The sequence below is a fragment of the Ottowia sp. genome, from assembly GCF_047601385.1.
GTDB lineage: Bacteria > Pseudomonadota > Gammaproteobacteria > Burkholderiales > Burkholderiaceae_C > Ottowia.
Genome location: NZ_JASGJP010000001.1, coordinates 3,399,037 through 3,417,913 on the forward strand (window position 1 = coordinate 3,399,037; position 18,877 = coordinate 3,417,913).

The following is an 18,877-nucleotide window of genomic DNA, read 5'->3' on the forward strand; positions in this document are numbered from 1 at the left end:
CCCTGCGTGAATTCCATCCCGAAAACGCCGTGCTTAGTACATTGGTAGCTATCAAAGCCGGCGCGCATGGGGGATGATGCGCACCCTATGCGTTCTTTCCCGGCGGGAAGGGCGCGCAACCTCTGACCGATATTCCGATGTCCGAAAAGAATGCCGACCTGTTCGCCCAGGTCTCGCTGCTGACGCGCCTGCTGGGCGAGCCGCTGTCGGCCCAGGCGCTGGCGTCGCAGACGCTGCGCAACGCCGAGGGGCGGGTGGACTTGCAGAGCCTGCAGGAGGTGCTGCGCAGCCAGGGCTACGACAACCAGCTCAGCGAGCGGCCGCTGGCACAAATTCCGCCGGCGGCGGCGCCGGTGCTGCTGCCCACGCGCGATGGCGGGGCACTGGTGGTTTCGGCCATTTCGCAAGACGTGGCGGGCGCAGCCAGCTATGAAATCCTGAGCGAGGACGGCTCTCGCGCGCACTGGACGGCGGAGCGGATGGCCGAGGCCTACCTGGGCTATTGCTGGTTCGTCAAGGCGCGGGCGCGGCGCGACGCGCGTTCGGAGCTGCCCGAGTACGCGATGGACAAGGGCTGGTTCTGGCGCGTGATCTGGCGCTTCAAGGGCTACTACGTGCAGGTGGCGGTGGCGTCGGTGCTGATCAACGTGCTGGCGCTGATCGGCTCGCTGTACGTGATGAACGTGTACGACCGTGTGATTCCCAACCGCGCCTACGAGACGCTGTGGGTGCTGAGCCTCGGCGTGCTGGCGGCCAACCTGTTCGAGTTCGCCGCGCGCGCGCTGCGCGCGCGGCTGACGGATGTGGCGGGCAAGAAGGCGGATCTCATCATCAGCTCGGCGCTGTTCCGGCGCGTGCTGGCGATGGACCTGGCGCACAAGCCGGTGTCGGCGGGCTCGTATGCCAGCAACCTGCGGGACTTCGAGTCGGTGCGCGACTTCATGACCAGCGCGTCGCTGCTGGCGCTGGTGGACCTGCCGTTCATCCTGCTGTTCATCGCGGTGATGTGGCTGGTGGCGGGGCCGCTGGCGCTGGTGCCGCTGCTGACGATTCCGCTGGTGGTGGGGGTGGGCCTGCTGGCGCAGGTGCCGCTGGCCAAATACACCAACGAATCGATGCGCGAGGGCTCGCAGCGCTCGGGCCTGGCGGTGGAAGCCATCGAGGGCCTGGAAACGCTGAAGACCAACAACGCCGCCAATTGGGCGCAGCAGCGCTGGGACCGCTTCACGGCGGCGACGGCGCAGTCGTCGCTGAAGCTGCGCGACTGGAGCAACGGGGTGCTGCACTTCTCGACGCTGGTGCAGCAGATGAACACGGTGCTCCTGGTGCTGCTGGGCACCTACCTGATCCATGCGGACAACCCGGCCGAGCGCATCACCATGGGCGCGCTGATCGCCTGCGTGATCCTGTCGGGCCGCACGCTGGCGCCGCTGTCGCAGGTGGCGGGGCTGATGACGCGCTTTCAGCAGGCGCGGGTGGCGCTGGGCGGCATCGACGGCATCGTCGGCCGGCCGACCGAGCGCGACCCGGCGCGCAGCTACGTCAGCCTGAGCCAGGTGCGCGGCGAACTGGCGCTGGCCGGCGCCGGCTACCGCTACGGCGAGCAGGGGCCGCTGGTGCTGAAGGATCTGAACCTGCGCATCGCGCCGGGCGAGAAGGTGGCGGTGCTGGGGCGCATCGGCAGCGGCAAGTCCACGCTGCTGCGCCTGCTGGCCGGGCTGTACGCGCCCAGCGAGGGCAATGTGCTGCTGGACGGGGTGGACGTGCGCCAGATCGACCCGGCCGACGTGCGCGCGCACGTGAGCCTGCTGGGACAGCAGCCGCGCCTGTTCCTGGCCACGCTGCGCGAGAACCTGGAGATGGGGCGCATGGACCGGCTGTCGAACGACGGCGAGCTGATCGCGGCGCTGCGCCGCTTCGGCCTGGACAAGCTGGTGCAGTCGCACCCGCTGGGCCTGAACATGCCGATCGGCGAGGACGGGCAGGGCCTGTCGGGCGGGCAGCGGCAGATGGTGGGGCTGGCGCGCCTCACGCTGCGCGCGCCGAGCGTGGTGCTGCTGGACGAGCCGACCAGCGGCCTGGACGAGATGAGCGAGCGCGCGGCGCTGCAAGCCATGGCCGAGTGGGCGCGCGAGCGCACGATGGTGGTGGTGACGCACCGCCCGCAGGTGCTGCCGTTCGTGCAGCGCGTGATCGTGGTGGAACAGGGCCGGGTGCTGATGGACGGCCCGCGCGACGCGGTGCTGCAGCGGCTGCGCGGCGAACCGGCGGACGGCCAGGCCGCGCCGGCGCCGGTGAAGGGCCAGCTGGCGGCGCGACCGCGCGTGACGGTGGTGCGCCAGGATGCCGCGCCGCTGGCGGCCACGCCCGCGCCGGACGCGCCCGAGGAGCAGAGCCATGTCGCATAAGCCTCCGCGCGTGGCGCGGGAAGACCTGCCGCTGCTGAACGACCTGAACGCGGCGCTGCACCACGAGCGCCACCACGGCATGAGCTGGACCATCGGCCTGCTGTCGCTGCTGGTGGCGGCCTTCGTGGTGTGGGCGTACTTCAGCAACGTGGAGGAGGTGACGCGCGGGCAGGGCAGCGTGATCCCGTCCAGCCGCGAGCAGGTGATCCAGAGCCTGGACCCGGGCGTGCTGGCGGCGCTGGAGGTGCGGGAGGGCGACCTGGTGGAGGCCGGGCAGGTGCTGGTGCGCATGGACACGGCGCGCTCGTCGGCGGTGTACCGCGAGGCGCGCAACAAGGTGGACGCGCTGCGCGCGACGGCGGCGCGCCTGCGCTCGGAGGCACACGGGGTGCCGCTGCGCTTCGAGAAGGGCACGCCGGCCGAGCTGGTGGCGCGCGAGACGGCGGCCTACCAGTCGCGCACGAGGGCGGTGAACGAGTCGGTGCAGGGCCTGCGCCAGAGCAAGCAGCTGCTGGACCGCGAGATCGCCATCACCGAGCCGATGGCGGCCAAGGGCGTGGTGTCGGAGGTGGAGATCCTGCGCATGAAGCGCCAGTCGAACGAGTTGCAGTTGCAGATGACCGAGCGGCGCAACAAGTTCCAGTCCGACGCCAACACCGAGCTGGTGCGGGTGGAGGCCGAGCTGGCGCAGAGCGAGGAGAGCATGGCCGCGCGCGCCGACCCGGTGAACCGCTCGGAGATCAAGGCGCCGCTGCGTGGGGTGGTGAAGAGCATCCGCATCAACACGGTGGGCGGGGTGATCGGCGCGGGCCAGGACATCATGGAGATCGTGCCGGTGGAGGGCCCGCTGCTGGTGGAGGCCTACATCCGCCCGCAGGACGTGGCCTTCATCAAGCCGAACGACGAAGCGCTGGTGAAGCTGACGGCCTACGACTATTCGCTGTACGGCGGGCTGGACGGCGTGGTGAAGCTGATCAGCCCCGACACGCTGCAAGACAACCGGCGCCCCAGCGAGCTGAAGCTGAACGCCGATGAGTCGTACTACCGCGTGATCGTCGAGACGCGCGACAACCACCTGGCGGACAAGAACGGCAAGCTGCTGCCCATCATCCCCGGCATGATCGCCTCGGTGGACATCAAGACGGGCGAGAAGACGGTGTTCCAGTACCTCACCAAGCCCATCACGCGCCTGAAGCAGGCGCTGCGTGAACGGTAGTAATGAACCCGCCCCCGCTGCTCCACTCGCTGCGCGATGTTGCGGCATCCTCCCTCCAGGGTGCACTGGCATGGCCTGCTCCGCGGCCGCTGGGCTTCTTGGGCTTCATGCGCCGTTGGGGGGCGCGCGGCGCCGTGGGCAACTGAAGAATTAATCACTCAATCTGCCTGAAATCAGCGCCATCACTGCGCTGGCAGCTATGGAAACCATTGCATCGAAGACCATGAACCATCGACTCCGGGCCGCGCTGGCGGCGGGTTTTTTCCTGAGTGTGCTGGGCACGGCCCGGGCAGCCGGCCTGCCGGCGCTGATCGACGAGGCGGTGAACACCGACCCGGCGATCCTGGAGGCGCGGGCCAACGAGGAGGTGGCCGCCTCGCGCGCCGATGCCACGCGGGCCCAGCACTACCCGACGCTGGGCGCGCAGGCCGGCAGCTATGTGGCCAATCCGGGCGACTACAGCCGGCCGTTTCGCGGCGTGGTGGGGCGGGTGAACCTGTACGCGGCGGGCGCCATCGACGCGGCCGTCGAGCGCGACACGCTGAAGGAGCAGTCGCTGCGCCTGCACACCGCCGAGACGCGCGAGGCGGTGGCCGCCAGCGTGACGGGCCTGTACCTGGACGCGCTGCGCGCCCAGGAGCTGATGGAGAGCGAGCAGCGCAACCTGGCGCGCCACGAGAAGATCGTGGGCGACCTGCGGGTGGTCGTGGAGAACGACCGCGGCCGCAACTACGAGCTGGTGCAGGCGCAGTCGCGCGCGCTGCAGGTGCGCATGCGCATCGTCGAGTACGAGAAGGCGATGAAGCTGGCCCTGTCCCGGCTGACCCGCTACACGCGCCAGACGCCGACGCTGCAAGACCCGATGGGCGCCGACTGGCGCGCGCGCGTGCCGGCGGGCGTGGCCGAGCGCGTGCACCCGGGCGTGCAGGCGCAGCAGCGGGAGGCCGCGTCGGTGCGCGCCGAGCAGCGCGCGCTGGCGCGCCAGCGCTGGCCGCGCGTGGACCTGGAGGCGGGGGTGGGCAACCTGGGCTATGCGCGCGTGGTGCTGAACTGGGCCTTCTTCGATCGCAGCGCCGACTACACCGAGCTGAGCGCGGCCCGGCAGATCGCCGCGGCCGAGCGGCGCGGCGAACTGCTGGAGCGCGACGTGGCCGAGCGCAGCGCCACGGCCGAGGCCGACATGGCGCAGAGCCAGGCGCAGATCGAGGCGGCGGAGCGGCAGATCGGCGCCTCGGCCAGCGTGGTGGAGCTGTACGAGATGCAGTTCAAGGTGGGGCGGCGCAGCCTGATCGAGCTGGTCAACGCCTATGCCGAACTGGCATCGGTCGAGGCGTCGCGCGTGACGGCGCGGAACGACTGGCGGCGCGCGGTGGCGAGCTACCTGTCGGCGCGCGCCGTGCTGGCCGACTGGGCGCAGGCGCAGCGCTGATACGGGTCGCGTTCTATCGACGAGCGTCGTTCTTTGGCCTGAACGTTTCTTAGCTGCGCCGCACGCGCCGCAGCTCGTCCAGGATCAACCCGACCGCGCCGGCCGTGATGGCGGCGTCGGCCAGGTTGAAGGCGGGGAAGTGGCCGCGGTAGAACAAGGGGCTGAGGAAGGCCCAGTGGAAGTCCAGGAAGTCCACCACGTAGCCGTGTTGCAGCCGGTCCACCACGTTGCCCACCGCGCCGCCCAGGATCATGCTGAGCGAGAAGGCGAACAGCTTCTGCCCCGGGTGCGCGCGCAGCAGCCAGACGATGAAGACGCAGGCCGCCAGCGCCAGCGCGACGAAGAACCAGCGCTGCCAGCCGCCGGCCCCGGCCAAAAACGAGAACGCCGCGCCGGTGTTGTGCGCCCGCACGATGTTGAAGAAGCTGGTGACGGTGGTGCTGTCACCGAGCTGGTAGCGGGCCAGGATCAGGAATTTGCTGATCTGGTCGGCCACCACCACCAGCGCCGCCAGCGCCAGCCACAGCGCCAGGCTGGCGCCGGAGGCACGCGCGCGGGCCATCAGGCGTGCACCCGGCGCTCGCCGGCACCGAACAGGTTGCTGACGCAGCGCCCGCACAGCGTGGGGTGCGCGGCATCCGCGCCGACGTCGGGCACGTAGTGCCAGCAGCGCTCGCATTTCGTGTCATTTGAGGTTTGAGCCCGCACGGATACTGCGCTACCAGCTACCAAGTCAATAGCAGAGGTGATGAACACGAAGCGCAGGTCGTCGCCCAGGCTGGCCAGCAGCGCGTGGTCTTCGGGCGGCACCGTGAGGGTGACGTTGGCTTGCAGCGACGAGCCGACCGCGCCCTGCTCGCGCAGCGCCTCGATCTCCTTGTTGGCCAGCTCGCGCAGGGCGCGGATGCGCGCCCACTTGTCCAGCAGCGCGGCGTCGGGCGCGTCGAATTGCCAGAACTCCTCCAGGAAGATCGAGTCGCCGTCGCCGAACAGCTTCCACGCCTCCTCGGCGGTGAAGCTGAGGAAGGGCGCCATCCAGCGCAGCAGCGCGTGCGTGAGCTGCCACAGCGTGGTCTGCGCGCTGCGGCGCGCGAGCGACTTGGGCGCGGTGGTGTAGAGGCGGTCCTTCAGCACGTCGAGGTAGAAGCCGCCCAGGTCTTCCGAGCAGAACAGTTGCAGCTTGGCGACCACGGGGTGGAACTCGTACACCTCGTAGTGCGCCAGCACCTCGGCCTGGAACTCGGCCGCGCGGGCCAGCATCCAGCGGTCGATCTCCAGCAGCTCGGCGGCCGGCACGGCGTCGGCCTTCGGGTCGAAGTCGCTGGTGTTGGCCAGCAGGAAGCGCAGCGTGTTGCGGATGCGGCGGTAGGTGTCGATCACGCGCGCCATGATCTTGTCGTCGCCGGCGATGTCGCCCGAGTAGTCGCTGGCGGCCACCCACAGGCGCAGGATCTCGGCGCCCCATTTCTTGTTGGCCTCGTTCAGGTCGATGCCGTTGCCGAGCGACTTGCTCATCTTGCGGCCCTGTGCGTCCACGGTGAAGCCGTGCGTCAGCAGGCTGCGGTAGGGCGCGCGGCCGCGGATGGCGCTGGCCAGCAGCAGCGAGGAGTGGAACCAGCCGCGGTGCTGGTCGTGGCCTTCGAGGTACATGTCGGCCTCGGGGCCCGGAGCGCCGGTGCGCGGATCAATATCCGTGTGGTGCTCGTCGGGGTGCGTGCCGCACAGCACGTGGAAGAAGGTGGAGCCGGAGTCGAACCACACCTCCAGGATGTCGTTGAACTTGCGGTAGTGGCGCGCGTCCTCGTCGCCCAGGATCTGCTCGGGCGTGACGCGGCTCCACGCCTCGATGCCGCCCTGCTCGATGATGTCGGCCGCCTGGTCCAGGATCTCCAGCGTGCGCGGGTGCGGCTCATCCGTTTCCTTGTGCAGGAAGAAGGCGATCGGCACGCCCCAGGCGCGCTGGCGGCTGATGACCCAGTCGGGCCGGCCGGCGATCATGTCGCGCAGCCGCGCCTTGCCGGAGGGCGGGTAGAACGCCGTGTCCTCGATGGCGCGCAGCGCGGTGGTGCGCAGAGTCTCGGACGCCTTGTCCCTGGTGAACACGCCTTCGCCCTCGTCCATGCGCACGAACCACTGCGAGGCGGCGCGGTAGATCACCGGCGACTTGTGGCGCCAGCAGTGCGGGTAGCTGTGCGTGATGGTGCTGGTGGCGAACAGGCGGCCGGCGTCCTGCAAGGTCTTGACGATGACGGGCACGGCCTTCCAGATGTCCAGCCCGCCGAACAGCGGGAAGTCGGCGGCGTAGCTGCCGCCGCCCTGCACGGGGTTCAGGATGTCGGCGTGCGCCAGGCCGTGCGACACGCAGGAGTTGAAATCCTCGATGCCGTAGGCGGGCGCCGAGTGCACGATACCCGTGCCGTCGGTGTCGGTGGCGTAGTCGGCCAAGTACACGGGCGCCAGGCGCCGGTAGCCAGCATGAACGTCGTACAGCGGGTGCTTGAAGTCGAGGCCGCCCAGTTTGTCGCCCATCGCGGTGGCGAGCACGGTGCCTTCAAGGCCGTAGCGTTGCAGGCAGTCCTCCACGCGCGCTTTGGCCAGCAGCAGCAGGCCCTTGGGCGTATCGACCAGCGCGTACTCGATGTGCGGCCCCAGGTTGAGCGCCTGGTTGGCCGGGATGGTCCAGGCCGTGGTGGTCCAGATGACGACGAAGGCCGGCTTGCCCAGCTTCGGCTGGCCGAAGGCGGCGGCCAGCCTGGCCGGGTCGGCCGCCTCGAAGGCGACATCGACGGTGTTGCTCTTCTTGTCCTGGTACTCGATCTCGGCCTCGGCCAGCGCCGAGCCGCAGTCGAAGCACCAGTACACGGGCTTGAGGCCCCGGTAGACGAAGCCGCGCTCGATCAGGCGCTTGAACAGGCGCAGCTCGCCCGCCTCGTTGGCGAAGTTCATCGTCTTGTAGGGGTGGTCCCAATCGCCCAGCACGCCCAGGCGCTTGAAATCCTTCATCTGCAAGGCGATCTGCTCGGTGGCGTAGGCGCGGCCCTTGGCCTGCATCTCGTCGCGGCTGAGGTTGCGGCCGAACTGCTTTTCGATCTGGTTCTCGATCGGCAGGCCGTGGCAGTCCCAGCCGGGGACGTAGTGCGCGTCCAGGCCCTTGAGCTGCCGCGTCTTGACGATCATGTCCTTCAGGATCTTGTTGACCGCGTGGCCGGCGTGCAGCTGGCCGTTGGCGTAGGGCGGGCCGTCGTGCAGGATGAACTTCTCGCGCCCGGCGCGGGCGGCGCGCAGGCGCTTGTACAGGCCCATGTCCTCCCAGCCCTGCACCCAGGCCGGCTCGCGCTTGGGCAGGTCGCCGCGCATGGGGAAAGGCGTGTCGGGCAGGTTCAGCGTGGCCCGGTAGTCGGTCTTGGTGTCGGTGCTCATGGCGGAAGTCGGGAAGAATGTGGATCAAAATGGCCGCCAGCGCTTGCTGGTCAAGCGCTGGCAGCTATCGAATCAGGAGCGGGGCGCTGCGCGGACTGTGCAAGAGGGCGTCCGCCGCCCCTTCAAATTCGGGCGGGTTGGGCGGCGAGCCAGGCGCGCGCGCCGGCGCAGTCGCGCGCGATGCCTTCGGTCAGCGCCGCCAGGCTGTGATAGCGCAACTCGTCGTGCAGTTTGTGCAGCAGATCCACGCGCACGATTTTACCGTAGGCCCCCTCGGCGCCCAGGTGCTGCGGCCATTCAAGGCAATGCGTTTCCAGCAGCACGCGGCCGCCGTTCACGTCGTTCGGATCGAGCGAGGGGCGCACGCCCAGGTTGGCGACGCCGGGCAGGGGTTCGGGCGCCAGGCCGTGCACCTGCACCACGAAGATGCCGCTGGCGGCGGGCTTCCAGGCGTGGGCGCGGCGCGAGAAGCGCAGGTTGAGCGTGCGGAAGCCGTCCGCCGCGCCGGGCGCCGTTTCGGCCAGCGCGCGGCCCAGCTTGCGGCCGTGCACCACGTGGCCGCTGATGGCGTAGGGGCGGCCCAGCAGGGCGGCGGCTTCATGAAGGCGGCCGGCGGCCAGCGCCTCGCGCACGGCCGAGGAGGACACGCGCAGGCCATGCACCTCGTAAGACTGCATGCGCGCCACGTCGAAGCCCAAGCGCTGGCCGGCGGCGTCGAGCATGGCGTAGTCGCCCGCGCGCCGGGCGCCGAAGCGGAAGTCGTCGCCCACCAGCACGTAGCGCACGCCCAGGCCGCGCACCAGGGTTTCCTCGATGAACGCCTCGGCGGGCTGGCTGGCGAGCCGGGCGTTGAAGGGCAGCACGATGGTCTGATCGACCCCGCAGCGCGCCAGCTCGGCCAGCTTGTCGCGGAAGGTGGCGATGCGCGCCGGCGCCAGGTCGGGCTTGCCCTGCACGGCGGCGAAATAGTCGCGCGGGTGCGGCTCGAAGGTCATCACGCAGCTGGGCACGCCGCGGTGCGCGGCCTCGCTGCGCAGCAGCGCCAGCATGGCCTGGTGGCCGCGGTGCACGCCGTCGAAGTTGCCGATGGTCAGCGCGCAGCCGGGCGCGATGCCGGGGTGGCGCAGGCCGCGGAAGATCTTCATGGCGTCTTTAGGGAATTACTTTTTTGATAGCGGCCCGCGCGCGCCAGCATTGCGCCAAAGGCCTAAAACTGTCACGAAAAGCGAGTATATTGCGAGTTCTTGACGGGGCGGCCGGCGCTGGCAACGCCGGCCACTGAACGATGGTTCTTTTGCAAGAGGAGTCGTTTCGTGAAAGTGCTCAAGCTGTCGGCACAGGGGCTGCCGCAATCGTGGATCTCGCTGGAGCAGGCGGTGATCCACTACGCGGCCGACGAGGTGCGCTGGGAGGCCGGCCAGCAGGTGGCGGTGTTCCGCGGCGGGCACAACGCCGTCACGGGCGCGCAGTCCGTCATCGCCATCAACAGCATCATCGGCACCAAGGGCGTGCCGGGCATCAACCCGTTCGAGCTGCGCCCGGGCCTGACCAACGCCAAGCTGTTCGCGCGCGACCGCAACGTCTGCGCCTACTGCGGCGGCCACTTCCACGAGACCGAGCTGACGCGCGAGCACATCATCCCGTTCGCGCAGAACGGCCGCGACGGCTGGATGAACGTCGTCACCGCCTGCCGCGCGTGCAACCACCGCAAGAGCGACCGCACGCCCGAGCAGGCGCACATGCCGCTGCTGTACGCGCCCTACGTGCCCAGCCTGTGGGAAGACTTCATCCTGCGCAACCGCCGCATCCTGGCGGACCAGATGGAATTCCTGATGGCGCACCTGCCCAAGAATTCGCGCCTGCACGGCTGATGCCCAGCCTGATCTTCTTCTGCGGCCACGCGGGCACCGGCAAGACCACCCTCGCCAAGCGCGCGATGCTCGAGCTGCGCCGGCGCACCGGCGAATCGTTCTGCCTGCTCGACAAGGACACGCTCTACGGCGAGTACAGCGCCGCCGTCATGGGCGTGCTGACCGGCGACCCCAACGACCGCGACAGCCCGCCCTACCTGCAACACCTGCGCGACCCCGAATACGCGGGCCTCTTGAACACCGCGCGCGAGAACCTGGCGCTGGGCACCAACTGCCTGGTGGTCGGCCCGCTGTCGCGCGAGGTGCGCGCCCACCGGCTGGCCGACCGCGCCTGGCTGCGCGTGGAGGGCGACGTGCAGGTGCGCGTGGTGTGGGTGCATTTGCGGGAAGACGAGGCGCGCCGCCGCATCACCCTGCGCGGCAACCCCAACGACGCCTGGAAGCTGGCGCACTGGGACGACTACCGCACGCGCCTGTTCATGCCGGCGGCGGCCGACTACCCCGAGCTGCGCCTGTACGACAACACGGCCGCCACGGCGCGAGACTTCGAGGCGCTGCTGGGGGATTTGGCCGCACCGCCTTGTCCGGAATCTGAATAAAAACAGGCTCCAGCGCCCGCCAGGCAAGCGCTGGCAGCTACAAAAAACATAGTCACGGGGCCGGATCGGGCGTCTCGCCCGGCGGCACGGCGCTGCGCTCGTCCGGGCGCAGCTGCCAGAACACGGCGGCCGAGGCCATCGTCATCGCGCCGATCGCCATCAAGGCGCCGCGGAACACCGGCAGCGACTGCGTGCCGCCGCCGGCGCCCAGCCAGTCGCCGAAGGCGTGCAGCAGCGCGGCGGCGCAGGTCACGCCCAGGCTCATGCCCAGCATCTGCACCATCGAGAACAGGCTGTTGCCGCTGGCCGCGCGCTCGGGCGGCAGGTCCTTCAGCGTGACCGCGTTCATGGCCGTGAACTGGGTCGAGTTGACGGCGCCGAACGCCGCCATCTGCACGATGCGCAGCCACAGCGGCTGCCCGGGGGACATCAGCGCGAAGCCGGCGATCATCAGCCCCAGCAGCAGCGTGTTGGCGATCAGCACCGGCCGGTAGCCGATGCGCTGGATCATGCGCGTGACCACCCGCTTGGCGCCCATGGCGGCCAGTGCCACCGGCAGCATCATCATGCCGGCCTGCGCGGGCGAGAAGCCCATGGCCAGCTGCAACAGCAGCGGCAGCATGTACGGCATGGCGCCCGAGCCGATGCGCGCGAACAGGTTGCCCAGCACGCCCACCCGGTAGCTGGGGATGGCGAACAGCGCGGGCGAGAAGATCGGCGCCGGGCTGCGCAGCGCGTGCAGCACGTAGGCCGCCAGCGCCGCCAGGCCCAGCACCATCAGCAGCACCACCAGCGTGCGCGCCCAGCCCAGGCCGCCCAGGCCGTCGAGCGCCAGCGAGATGCTGACCATGGCCGTCACCAGCAGCAGGTAGCCGCCGAGGTCGAAGCGGCCCACGCCCGCATGGCGCAGGTTGGGCATGAAGCGCAGCGCGGCCAGCAGCCCGAGCGCGCCGACCGGCAGGTTGATGAGGAAGATCCAGTGCCAGGAGGCCGCCTCCACCAGCCAGCCGCCCAGCGTCGGCCCGATCAGCGGCCCCACCAGGCCGGGGATGGCGACGAAGCTCATCGCCTCCAGGAACCGATCGCGCGGAAAGGCGCGCAGCACCACCAGCCGGCCCACCGGCAACAGCATGGCGCCGCCCACGCCTTGCAGCACGCGCGCCGCCGTGAGCTGCCCCAGGCTGGCCGACAGGGCGCAGGCGCCCGAGCCGAGCGTGAACAGCGCGATGGCCAGCAGGAACACGCGCTGCGTGCCGAAGCGGTCGGCCAGCCAGCCGGTGCAGGGGATCACCGCCGCCATCGTCAGCGCGTAGGCCACCACCACGGCCTGCATGCGCAACGGGCTTGCGCCCAGGCTGCGCGCCATCGACGGCAGCGCGGTGTTGACGATGGTGGAGTCCAGCGTCTGCATGAAGAAGCCGACGGCCACCAGCCACAGCAGCAGGCGCGGATTCTGCGGCGGTGCCAGGGCAGCGGGGGAGGCGGGCATGAGCAAGAAAAAAACGGCGCCGCGAACCCTCGCGGCGCCGTGCCTATCTTACGCAGCCGGGCGCGGCCGCGCGGGGCGGGCTCAGGCGAACACGCCGGCCGAATCGGTCATGCGGGCGCTGACCTCGCCCAGGTGGTGCAGCGTGTCGCCGTAGGTCATCTCCAGCGCGGTGAGCTTCTTGAAATAGTGGCTGCCGGCGTATTCGTCGGTGACGCCGATGCCGCCGTGCAGCTGCACGCCCTGCTGACCGACGAAGCGCATCGACTGGCCGAGCTGCACCTTGGCGCGCGAGAGCGCCTGGCGGCGCTCGGCTTCTTCCGTGCCCAGCTTCAGGGTGGCGTAGTAGCTCATGCTGCGTGCCAGCTCCAGCTGCATCTTCATGTCGGCCACGCGGTGGCGCAGCGCCTGGAAGCTGGCGATGGTGACGCCGAACTGCTTGCGCTGGTTCATGTATTCCACCGTCATGGCCAGGAAGCGGTCCATCGCGCCCACGCCCTCGGCGCAGGCGCAGGCCAGCCCTAAGTCCACCGCGTAGGCGAGGGCGGCCAGGCCGTCGGCGCTGACCAGGGCGGCGGGCGCGTTGGTCAGCTCGACGTCGGCGGCGCGGCCTTCGTCCTGCGTCAGGTAGCCGCGCGTGGCGACGCCCTGCGCGCCGCGCTCGACCAGGAACAGCGCCAGCTTGCCGTCCAGCTGGGCCGGCACCAGGAAGGCGTCGGCCTGGTCGCCCGCGGGCACGATGTTCTTCAGGCCCGTGACGGTGTAGCCGGCGCCGGCCTGGGCGGCCTGGGCCTCGCACACGTCCAGGCGGTAGCGCGCCTTGCGCTCCTGCTGCGCCAGCACCACCAGCGCCTCGCCGCCGGCGATCCTGGGCAGCCACTCGGCTTTCACGTCATCGGCGCCGAAGGCTTCGAGCGTGGCGCCGGCGATGAAGGCCTGCGCGATGGGCTCCAGCACGATGCCGCGGCCGAGTTCTTCCATCACCACCATCGCCTCGACCGGGCCCATGCCCATGCCGCCATGGTCCTCGCTGATGAACAGGCCCGCCAGGCCCAGCTCGGCCAGCTCGTCGTAGGCCGCGCGGTCGAAGCCGCCGGCGGCGACGATCTTCTTGCGGCGCTCGAAGTCGTAGCCCTTGGCCACCCATTTGGCGACGGCGTCGCGCAGCTGCTCCTGGTCGTCGGAGAAATTGAAGTCCATGATCTTGTTCCTAGCGATGCGGGTGGCGTCAGCCGAGCACGGTTTGCGCGACGATGGTGCGCTGCACCTCGTTGCTGCCGCCGTAGATGGTGGTCTTGCGGGTGTTGAAGTAGCTGCCGGCCAGCGGGGCGTTGCCCGCCTCGCCGCCGGGGAAGCCGCGCAGCGCGGCGCTGGCGGCCTGGTCGCCCTGCCAGCCGGCGGCCATGGCGTCCCAGATGAAGGGCAGGCTGTAGGGGCCGGCGGCCAGCATCATCAGCTCGGTGAAGCGCTGCTGGATCTCGCTGCCCTTGATCTTCAGCAGGCCGGCGATGTCGAGCGAGTTCTTGCCCGAGGTGGCGGCCGAGAGCACGCGCAGCACCAGCATCTCCAGCGCCACGATGTCCACCTCCAGCAGGGCGATCTGGTCGCGGAAGCGCAGGTCGTTCCACACGCCCTCGCGCTGGGCGATCTTCTTCAGGCGCTCCAGCTCGCGCTTGGAGCGGTTCACGTCGGCGATGTTGGTGCGCTCGTGGCTGAGCAGGTGCTTGGCGTAGGTCCAGCCCTTGTTCTCCTCGCCGATGAGGTTTTCTACCGGCACCTCGACGTTGTCGAAGAACACGTCGTTGACTTCGTGGCCGCCCTCCAGCATCTTGATGGGGCGCACGGTGACGCCGGGCGTCTTCATGTCGAGCACGATGAAGCTGATGCCGGTCTGCGGCTTGCCCTCGGTGCTGGTGCGCACCAGGTTGAACATCCAGTCGCCGTGCTGGCCCTGGGTGGTCCAGGTCTTCTGGCCGTTGATGACGTACTTGTCGCCCTTGCGCTCGGCGCGGGTCTTGAGCGAGGCCAGGTCGGAGCCGGCGCCCGGCTCGCTGTAGCCCTGGCTCCACCACACTTCGCCGCTGGCGATGCCGGGCAGGAAGCGCTTGTGCTGCTCGGGCGTGCCGAAGGCCTGGATGACGGGCGCCACCATCACCGGGCCGAAGGGCACGATGCGCGGCGCGCCGGCCATGGCGCATTCTTCCTCGAACAGGTGCTTTTCGACGGCGGTCCAGCCGGGGCCGCCGAACTCCTTGGGCCAGCCGTAGCCCAGCCAGCCCTTCTTGCCCAGGATCTTGGCCCAGTCCTGGTAGTCGGCCTTGGTCAGGTGCTGGCCGGCGTGCACCTTGGCGGCGGTCTCGGCCGGCAGGCTGGCCTTGATCCAGGCGCGGATCTCGTCGCGGAATTTCAGTTCTTCAGGGGTGAATGCCAGATCCATGTCAGTCGATCTCCTTGGAGGGCGGGGTTGTAGCATGCTCGTTCGCCATTGTCCGTCCGCCCGGTGACAGGCCCAGCTCGGCGCACAGCGCGGCCACGGTGGCGCGCAGCTCGGCGACTTCGTGCTCCAACTGGCTTATGCGGTCAAATTGGCCTCCAGCGCCCGCCCCGCCTGCGCTGGCAGCTATGAAATCGGTAGTCGCCGGCCCGCACAGCAGGTGCGCCCAGCGCGCCTCGCGCTCGCCGGGCGCGCGCGGCAGGTGCACGGCCAGCGGGCCGCCCTTGTCGTCGGCGCGGGCGGCCAGCTCCTCCAGGAAGCCCTCGACGGAGGAAATGTCGGCGAAGCGGTACCAGCGCTCGGCGTTGATGCGCAGCTCGCCCGCCGTCTGCGGGCCGCGCAGCATCAGCAGGCCCAGCAGCACGGCCGACTGCTCGGGCACACCCAGGCGGCGCTGCGCGTTGTGCTCGTAGCGCGCCACGCGGCTGCCGTGCGACTCGATCACCAGGCCGAGGGCCTTCAGGTCGTCCAGCGCCGCCTGCGCCTGGGCCTCGCCCACGCTCATCACCGGCTCGCGGCTGGTCTTCTGGTTGCAGCCGGCGACGACGAGGTTCAGCGACAGCGGGTAGGTGTCGGGCACGGTGCGGGCCTTTTCCAGCAGGGTGCCGAGCACGCGGGCTTCGAGGGGGCTGAGGGGGCGCAGGGCGGTCATGCCGGCAAGGATAATCCGCCCGGCATGAAGCACATCGTCATCCTGATCTCCGGCGCCGGCAGCAACATGGCGGCCATCGCCCGGGCGGCCGAGCGCGAGCGCTGGGCCGAGCCACCGCCCCGGGGTTTGAGCGCCCGCGTGGCGGCGGTGGTCAGCAACCGGCCCGATGCCGGCGGCCTGCGCGTGGCGGCGGAGCTGAGCATTCCTACCGCTGTCGTGGACCATAAGACGTTCGCCAGCCGCGAGGTCTTCGATACCGCGCTGATGCAGGCCATCGACGTGCACGCCCCCGCGCTGGTGGTGCTGGCCGGCTTCATGCGCGTGCTCACGCCCGGCTTCGTGGCGCACTACGCGGGGCGCCTGGTCAACATCCACCCCAGCCTGCTGCCGGCGTTCCCTGGCCTGCACACGCACCAGCGCGCCATCGATGAAGGCTGCAAGCTGGCCGGCGCCACCGTGCACCGCGTGACCTCCGAGCTGGACCGGGGCGACATCCTCGCCCAGGCCGCCGTGCCCGTGCTGCCCGGCGACACCGCGGAGGCGCTGGCCGCGCGCGTGCAGACGCAGGAGCACCTGATCTACCCCCGCGCCGTCGCCGATTTACTGCGAAAATGATAGCTGCTGGCGCTTTCTGGGAAAGCGCTGGAGCCTGATTTCATTCATAAAAATGCATCCCAAAACCCTGCTCGATACCGCCGCCGAACTGGTGCGCCGCGTGCTCTTGCTCGACCACCCGGCCGACGCCGTGGTGTCGCGCTTCTTCCGCGAGCACCGCGGCCTCGGCCCGCGCGAGCGCGCCACGCTGGCCGAGACGGCCTACGCCGTGCTGCGGCGCAAGCCCTTGGTCGAGCATCTGGCGCGCGCCGGCAGCGGGGCGCGCGAGCGGCGGCTGGCGATCCTGGGCTTCGCCGCGCCGCGCGACTTCCTCAAGCAGGCGTTGACCGACAAAGAAAAAGCCTGGCTCGACGCCTGCGACGCCGTGGCGCCCGCCGAGCTGCTGCCGCAGTACCGCCACAACCTGCCGGCGTGGCTGGCCGATCGTTTGCTGGCTCAGCTCGGCGCGGCCGAGTTCGACGCCCTGGCCGCCGCGCTGCTGGAAGGCGCGCCGCTGGACCTGCGCGTCAACACCCTGCTCACGAAACGGGAGCAGGCCGCGCAGGCCCTGCAAGCGGCGGGCGTCGAATCAGCCCCCACGCCGCACTCGCCCTGGGGCCTGCGCGCGGCCGGCAAACCGGCGCTGAACAAGCTCGACGTGTTCACCAGCGGCGCGGTCGAGGTGCAGGACGAAGGCTCGCAGCTGCTGGCCCTGCTGCTCGACGCCCGGCGCGGCGAGATGGTGGCCGACTTCTGCGCCGGCGCCGGCGGCAAGACGCTGGCCATCGGCGCGGCCATGCGCAGCACCGGGCGGCTGTACGCCTTCGACGTGTCGGCGCACCGGCTGGAGGCGCTCAAGCCGCGCCTGGCGCGCAGCGGCCTCTCCAACGTGCACCCGGTGGCCATCGCCCACGAGCGCGACGAGCGCATCAAGCGCCTGGCCGGCAAGCTGGACCGCGTGCTGGTCGATGCGCCGTGCTCGGGCCTCGGCACGCTGCGCCGCAACCCCGACCTGAAGTGGCGCCAGTCGCCTGACGGCGTGCGGGAGCTGGCCGCCAAGCAGCAGGCCATAGTGACCAGCGCCGCGCGCCTGCTCAAGCCCGGCGGCCGGCTGGTCTATGCCACGTGCAGCCTGCTGCCGGATGAGAACGAGGACGTGGCGCAGGCTTTCGGCGCCGCGCACCCCGATTTCGCGCCCCTGAACGCGGCCGACCTGCTGCAAGCGCTGAAAGTGCCCGATGCCGCCGCGCTGTGCAGCGGGGAAGGGCGCTTCCTGCGCCTGTGGCCGCACCGCCACGGCACCGACGGTTTCTTCGCGGCTGCGTGGCAGCGCAAAACCTAGAATTGAACGATCGGGGGCGCAGGCGTTCCAATACCGGGTACGCATCGCGCCCCGCGACGCCGCAAGGAACCCACGCTCCATGTCCACGCTTCTCGATTCCCCGACGCTCGCCGCCGTCCTCGACTGGGCCGCCGGCGGCGTGCTCGGCCTGGCCTGGTGGCAGGTGCTGCTGATCGGCCTGCTGCTCACGCACGTCACCATCGTCAGCGTCACGCTGTACCTGCACCGCCATTCGGCGCACCGCGCGCTCGACCTGCACCCCGCCGTGCGGCACTTCTTCCGCTTCTGGCTGTGGATGACCACCGGCATGACCACCAAGGCCTGGACCGCCATCCACCGCAAGCACCACGCCAAGTGCGAGCAGGCCGAGGACCCGCACAGCCCGCAGATCCATGGCCTGCGCAAGGTGCTGTGGCAGGGCGCCGAGCTGTACCGCGCCGAGGCCGTGAACCCCGACACCCTGGCCCGCTTCGGCCACGGCACGCCCGACGACTGGCTGGAGCGCAACGTCTACAGCCGCCACTCCATCCTGGGCGTCAGCCTGATGCTGGTCATCGACGTGCTGCTGTTCGGCGCCCTGGGCGCCGCGCTGTGGGCCATGCAGATGGCCTGGATCCCGTTCTGGGCCGCCGGCGTGGTCAACGGCGTGGGCCACTTCTGGGGCTACCGCAACTTCGAGGCGCAGGACGCCAGCACCAACCTCGTGCCCTGGGGCATCGTCATCGGCGGCGAGGAACTGCACAACAACCACCACACCTACCCGACCTCGGCCAAGTTCTCGGTCAAGCCGTATGAGTTCGACATCGGCTGGGTCTACATCAGCCTGCTGTCCCGCCTGGGCCTGGCGCGCGCCAAGAAGACCCCGCCGCGCCTGGCCTACGGCGAGGTGCGCCCGGTGGCCGACGACAAGACGCTGGAGGCGCTGATCGCCCACCGTTACGAGGTCATGGCCAGCTACGCGCGCCACATGCGCACCGTGCTGCGCCAGCAGGCCCAGGCCGCCGGCGGCGTGCGCGGCAAGGCGCTGCAAGCCGCCCGCCGCTGGCTGCACCGCGACGCCGACAAGGTGCCCGCCGCCGCCGTGCCGCAGCTGGCCGAGGCGCGCGCCGCCTACCCGGCGCTGGACCAGATGGTCACCATGCGCGAGGAGCTGCGCCAGCTGTGGCTGAACACCGGCCGCACGCGCGAGCAGTTGGTGGCCGACCTGCAAGCCTGGTGCCGCCGCGCCGAGGACAGCGGCATCGCCGCGCTGCGCGAGTTCTCGCTGAAGCTGCGCGCAGTGCGCATCGCGGCCTGACCGGCCCGCGTCCCATACCCCGAAGCCCGGTCCGAGCGCCGGGCTTTTTCTTGTGCGGTCTGTGAAAGA

At 70.2% G+C, this 18,877-nt stretch carries 15 protein-coding genes; 8 read left to right on the forward strand and 7 right to left on the reverse strand.

Annotated elements, in window-relative coordinates; genetic code table 11:
* The first annotated feature begins 137 nt into the window (after positions 1-137).
* The 3 genes from QM772_RS16480 to QM772_RS16490 all read left to right on the forward strand — a co-directional run bounded on the left by QM772_RS16480 (position 138) and on the right by QM772_RS16490 (position 5,053).
* Positions 138-2,408, forward strand: coding sequence for a type I secretion system permease/ATPase (locus QM772_RS16480; RefSeq protein ID WP_415138360.1), 2,271 nt, complete (start codon positions 138-140; stop codon positions 2,406-2,408).
* On the forward strand, positions 2,398-3,624 hold the full coding sequence (locus QM772_RS16485; RefSeq protein ID WP_415138362.1) for an HlyD family type I secretion periplasmic adaptor subunit: 1,227 nt from the start codon (positions 2,398-2,400) through the stop codon (positions 3,622-3,624). Before QM772_RS16480 ends, QM772_RS16485 begins: the two co-directional genes overlap by 11 nt.
* A gap of 223 nt (positions 3,625-3,847) precedes the next feature.
* Complete coding sequence (locus QM772_RS16490; RefSeq protein WP_415138364.1) at positions 3,848-5,053, forward strand: TolC family protein; 1,206 nt, start codon at positions 3,848-3,850, stop codon at positions 5,051-5,053.
* 49 nt (positions 5,054-5,102) lie between these two features.
* On the opposite strand, the gene lspA is transcribed toward QM772_RS16490, so the two are convergent.
* From lspA to QM772_RS16505, 3 genes are all read right to left on the reverse strand, one after another.
* Positions 5,103-5,615 carry a signal peptidase II gene (gene lspA / locus QM772_RS16495; RefSeq protein WP_415138366.1) on the reverse strand — a complete coding sequence of 171 codons (513 nt, stop codon included), beginning with the start codon at positions 5,613-5,615 and terminating at the stop codon, positions 5,103-5,105.
* Positions 5,615-8,473, reverse strand: a complete 2,859-nt coding sequence (gene ileS, locus QM772_RS16500) for an isoleucine--tRNA ligase (RefSeq protein ID WP_415138368.1) — start codon at positions 8,471-8,473, stop codon at positions 5,615-5,617. Before ileS ends, lspA begins: the two co-directional genes overlap by 1 nt.
* A gap of 122 nt (positions 8,474-8,595) precedes the next feature.
* Positions 8,596-9,618 (reverse strand): bifunctional riboflavin kinase/FAD synthetase, encoded by a 1,023-nt coding sequence (locus QM772_RS16505; RefSeq protein ID WP_415138370.1) that lies wholly within the window; start codon positions 9,616-9,618, stop codon positions 8,596-8,598.
* Between the two features lie 168 nt (positions 9,619-9,786).
* On the opposite strand from QM772_RS16505, the gene QM772_RS16510 reads away from it, so the two are divergent.
* Both QM772_RS16510 and QM772_RS16515 read left to right on the forward strand, forming a co-directional pair.
* Positions 9,787-10,344, forward strand: coding sequence for an HNH endonuclease (locus QM772_RS16510; RefSeq protein ID WP_415138372.1), 558 nt, complete (start codon positions 9,787-9,789; stop codon positions 10,342-10,344).
* Positions 10,344-10,943: an AAA family ATPase gene (locus QM772_RS16515; RefSeq protein ID WP_415138374.1), complete on the forward strand. Its 600-nt coding sequence runs from the start codon at positions 10,344-10,346 to the stop codon at positions 10,941-10,943. The genes QM772_RS16510 and QM772_RS16515 overlap by 1 nt, the downstream gene beginning before the upstream one ends.
* A 52-nt stretch (positions 10,944-10,995) precedes the next feature.
* Here the strand turns inward: QM772_RS16515 and mdtD are convergent, their stop codons facing one another.
* The 4 genes from mdtD to QM772_RS16535 all read right to left on the reverse strand — a co-directional run bounded on the left by mdtD (position 10,996) and on the right by QM772_RS16535 (position 15,575).
* On the reverse strand, positions 10,996-12,432 hold the full coding sequence (gene mdtD, locus QM772_RS16520; protein ID WP_415138376.1) for a multidrug transporter subunit MdtD: 1,437 nt from the start codon (positions 12,430-12,432) through the stop codon (positions 10,996-10,998).
* A gap of 81 nt (positions 12,433-12,513) precedes the next feature.
* A complete protein-coding gene (locus QM772_RS16525; protein ID WP_415138378.1) occupies positions 12,514-13,629 on the reverse strand; it encodes an acyl-CoA dehydrogenase family protein in 1,116 nt (371 codons plus the stop codon).
* A 28-nt stretch (positions 13,630-13,657) separates the two neighbouring features.
* Positions 13,658-14,866, reverse strand: coding sequence for an acyl-CoA dehydrogenase family protein (locus tag QM772_RS16530; RefSeq protein ID WP_415138380.1), 1,209 nt, complete (start codon positions 14,864-14,866; stop codon positions 13,658-13,660).
* 1 nt (position 14,867) lies between these two features.
* Positions 14,868-15,575 (reverse strand): YceH family protein, encoded by a 708-nt coding sequence (locus QM772_RS16535; protein WP_415138382.1) that lies wholly within the window; start codon positions 15,573-15,575, stop codon positions 14,868-14,870.
* Positions 15,576-15,599: 24 nt separating this feature from the next.
* Here QM772_RS16535 and purN point away from each other — a divergent pair, with 24 nt between their 5' ends.
* The 3 genes from purN (at position 15,600) to QM772_RS16550 (ending at position 18,808) form a co-directional block, all read left to right on the forward strand.
* Positions 15,600-16,190, forward strand: a complete 591-nt coding sequence (purN, locus tag QM772_RS16540) for a phosphoribosylglycinamide formyltransferase (protein ID WP_415138384.1) — start codon at positions 15,600-15,602, stop codon at positions 16,188-16,190.
* Between the two features lie 52 nt (positions 16,191-16,242).
* The gene (locus QM772_RS16545; protein ID WP_415138386.1) at positions 16,243-17,511 is read left to right on the forward strand and encodes an RsmB/NOP family class I SAM-dependent RNA methyltransferase; all 1,269 of its coding nucleotides are present in this window, start codon (positions 16,243-16,245) and stop codon (positions 17,509-17,511) included.
* A 79-nt stretch (positions 17,512-17,590) separates the two neighbouring features.
* Positions 17,591-18,808, forward strand: coding sequence for a fatty acid desaturase (locus QM772_RS16550; RefSeq protein WP_415138388.1), 1,218 nt, complete (start codon positions 17,591-17,593; stop codon positions 18,806-18,808).
* Positions 18,809-18,877: the final 69 nt, after the last annotated feature.

Excerpts from the sequence above, each read along its gene's own strand:
- QM772_RS16480 (WP_415138360.1), top strand. The coding sequence starts at position 138 with ATGTCCGAAAAGAATGCCGACCTGTTCGCCCAGGTCTCGCTGCTGACG.
- QM772_RS16485 (WP_415138362.1), top strand. The coding sequence starts at position 2,398 with ATGTCGCATAAGCCTCCGCGCGTGGCGCGGGAAGACCTGCCGCTGCTG.
- QM772_RS16490 (WP_415138364.1), top strand. The coding sequence starts at position 3,848 with ATGAACCATCGACTCCGGGCCGCGCTGGCGGCGGGTTTTTTCCTGAGT.
- lspA (WP_415138366.1), bottom strand. The coding sequence starts at position 5,615 with ATGGCCCGCGCGCGTGCCTCCGGCGCCAGCCTGGCGCTGTGGCTGGCG.
- ileS (WP_415138368.1), bottom strand. The coding sequence starts at position 8,473 with ATGAGCACCGACACCAAGACCGACTACCGGGCCACGCTGAACCTGCCC.
- QM772_RS16505 (WP_415138370.1), bottom strand. The coding sequence starts at position 9,618 with ATGAAGATCTTCCGCGGCCTGCGCCACCCCGGCATCGCGCCCGGCTGC.
- QM772_RS16515 (WP_415138374.1), top strand. The coding sequence starts at position 10,344 with ATGCCCAGCCTGATCTTCTTCTGCGGCCACGCGGGCACCGGCAAGACC.
- mdtD (WP_415138376.1), bottom strand. The coding sequence starts at position 12,432 with ATGCCCGCCTCCCCCGCTGCCCTGGCACCGCCGCAGAATCCGCGCCTG.
- QM772_RS16525 (WP_415138378.1), bottom strand. The coding sequence starts at position 13,629 with ATGGACTTCAATTTCTCCGACGACCAGGAGCAGCTGCGCGACGCCGTC.
- QM772_RS16530 (WP_415138380.1), bottom strand. The coding sequence starts at position 14,866 with ATGGATCTGGCATTCACCCCTGAAGAACTGAAATTCCGCGACGAGATC.
- QM772_RS16535 (WP_415138382.1), bottom strand. The coding sequence starts at position 15,575 with ATGACCGCCCTGCGCCCCCTCAGCCCCCTCGAAGCCCGCGTGCTCGGC.
- purN (WP_415138384.1), top strand. The coding sequence starts at position 15,600 with ATGAAGCACATCGTCATCCTGATCTCCGGCGCCGGCAGCAACATGGCG.
- QM772_RS16545 (WP_415138386.1), top strand. The coding sequence starts at position 16,243 with ATGCATCCCAAAACCCTGCTCGATACCGCCGCCGAACTGGTGCGCCGC.
- QM772_RS16550 (WP_415138388.1), top strand. The coding sequence starts at position 17,591 with ATGTCCACGCTTCTCGATTCCCCGACGCTCGCCGCCGTCCTCGACTGG.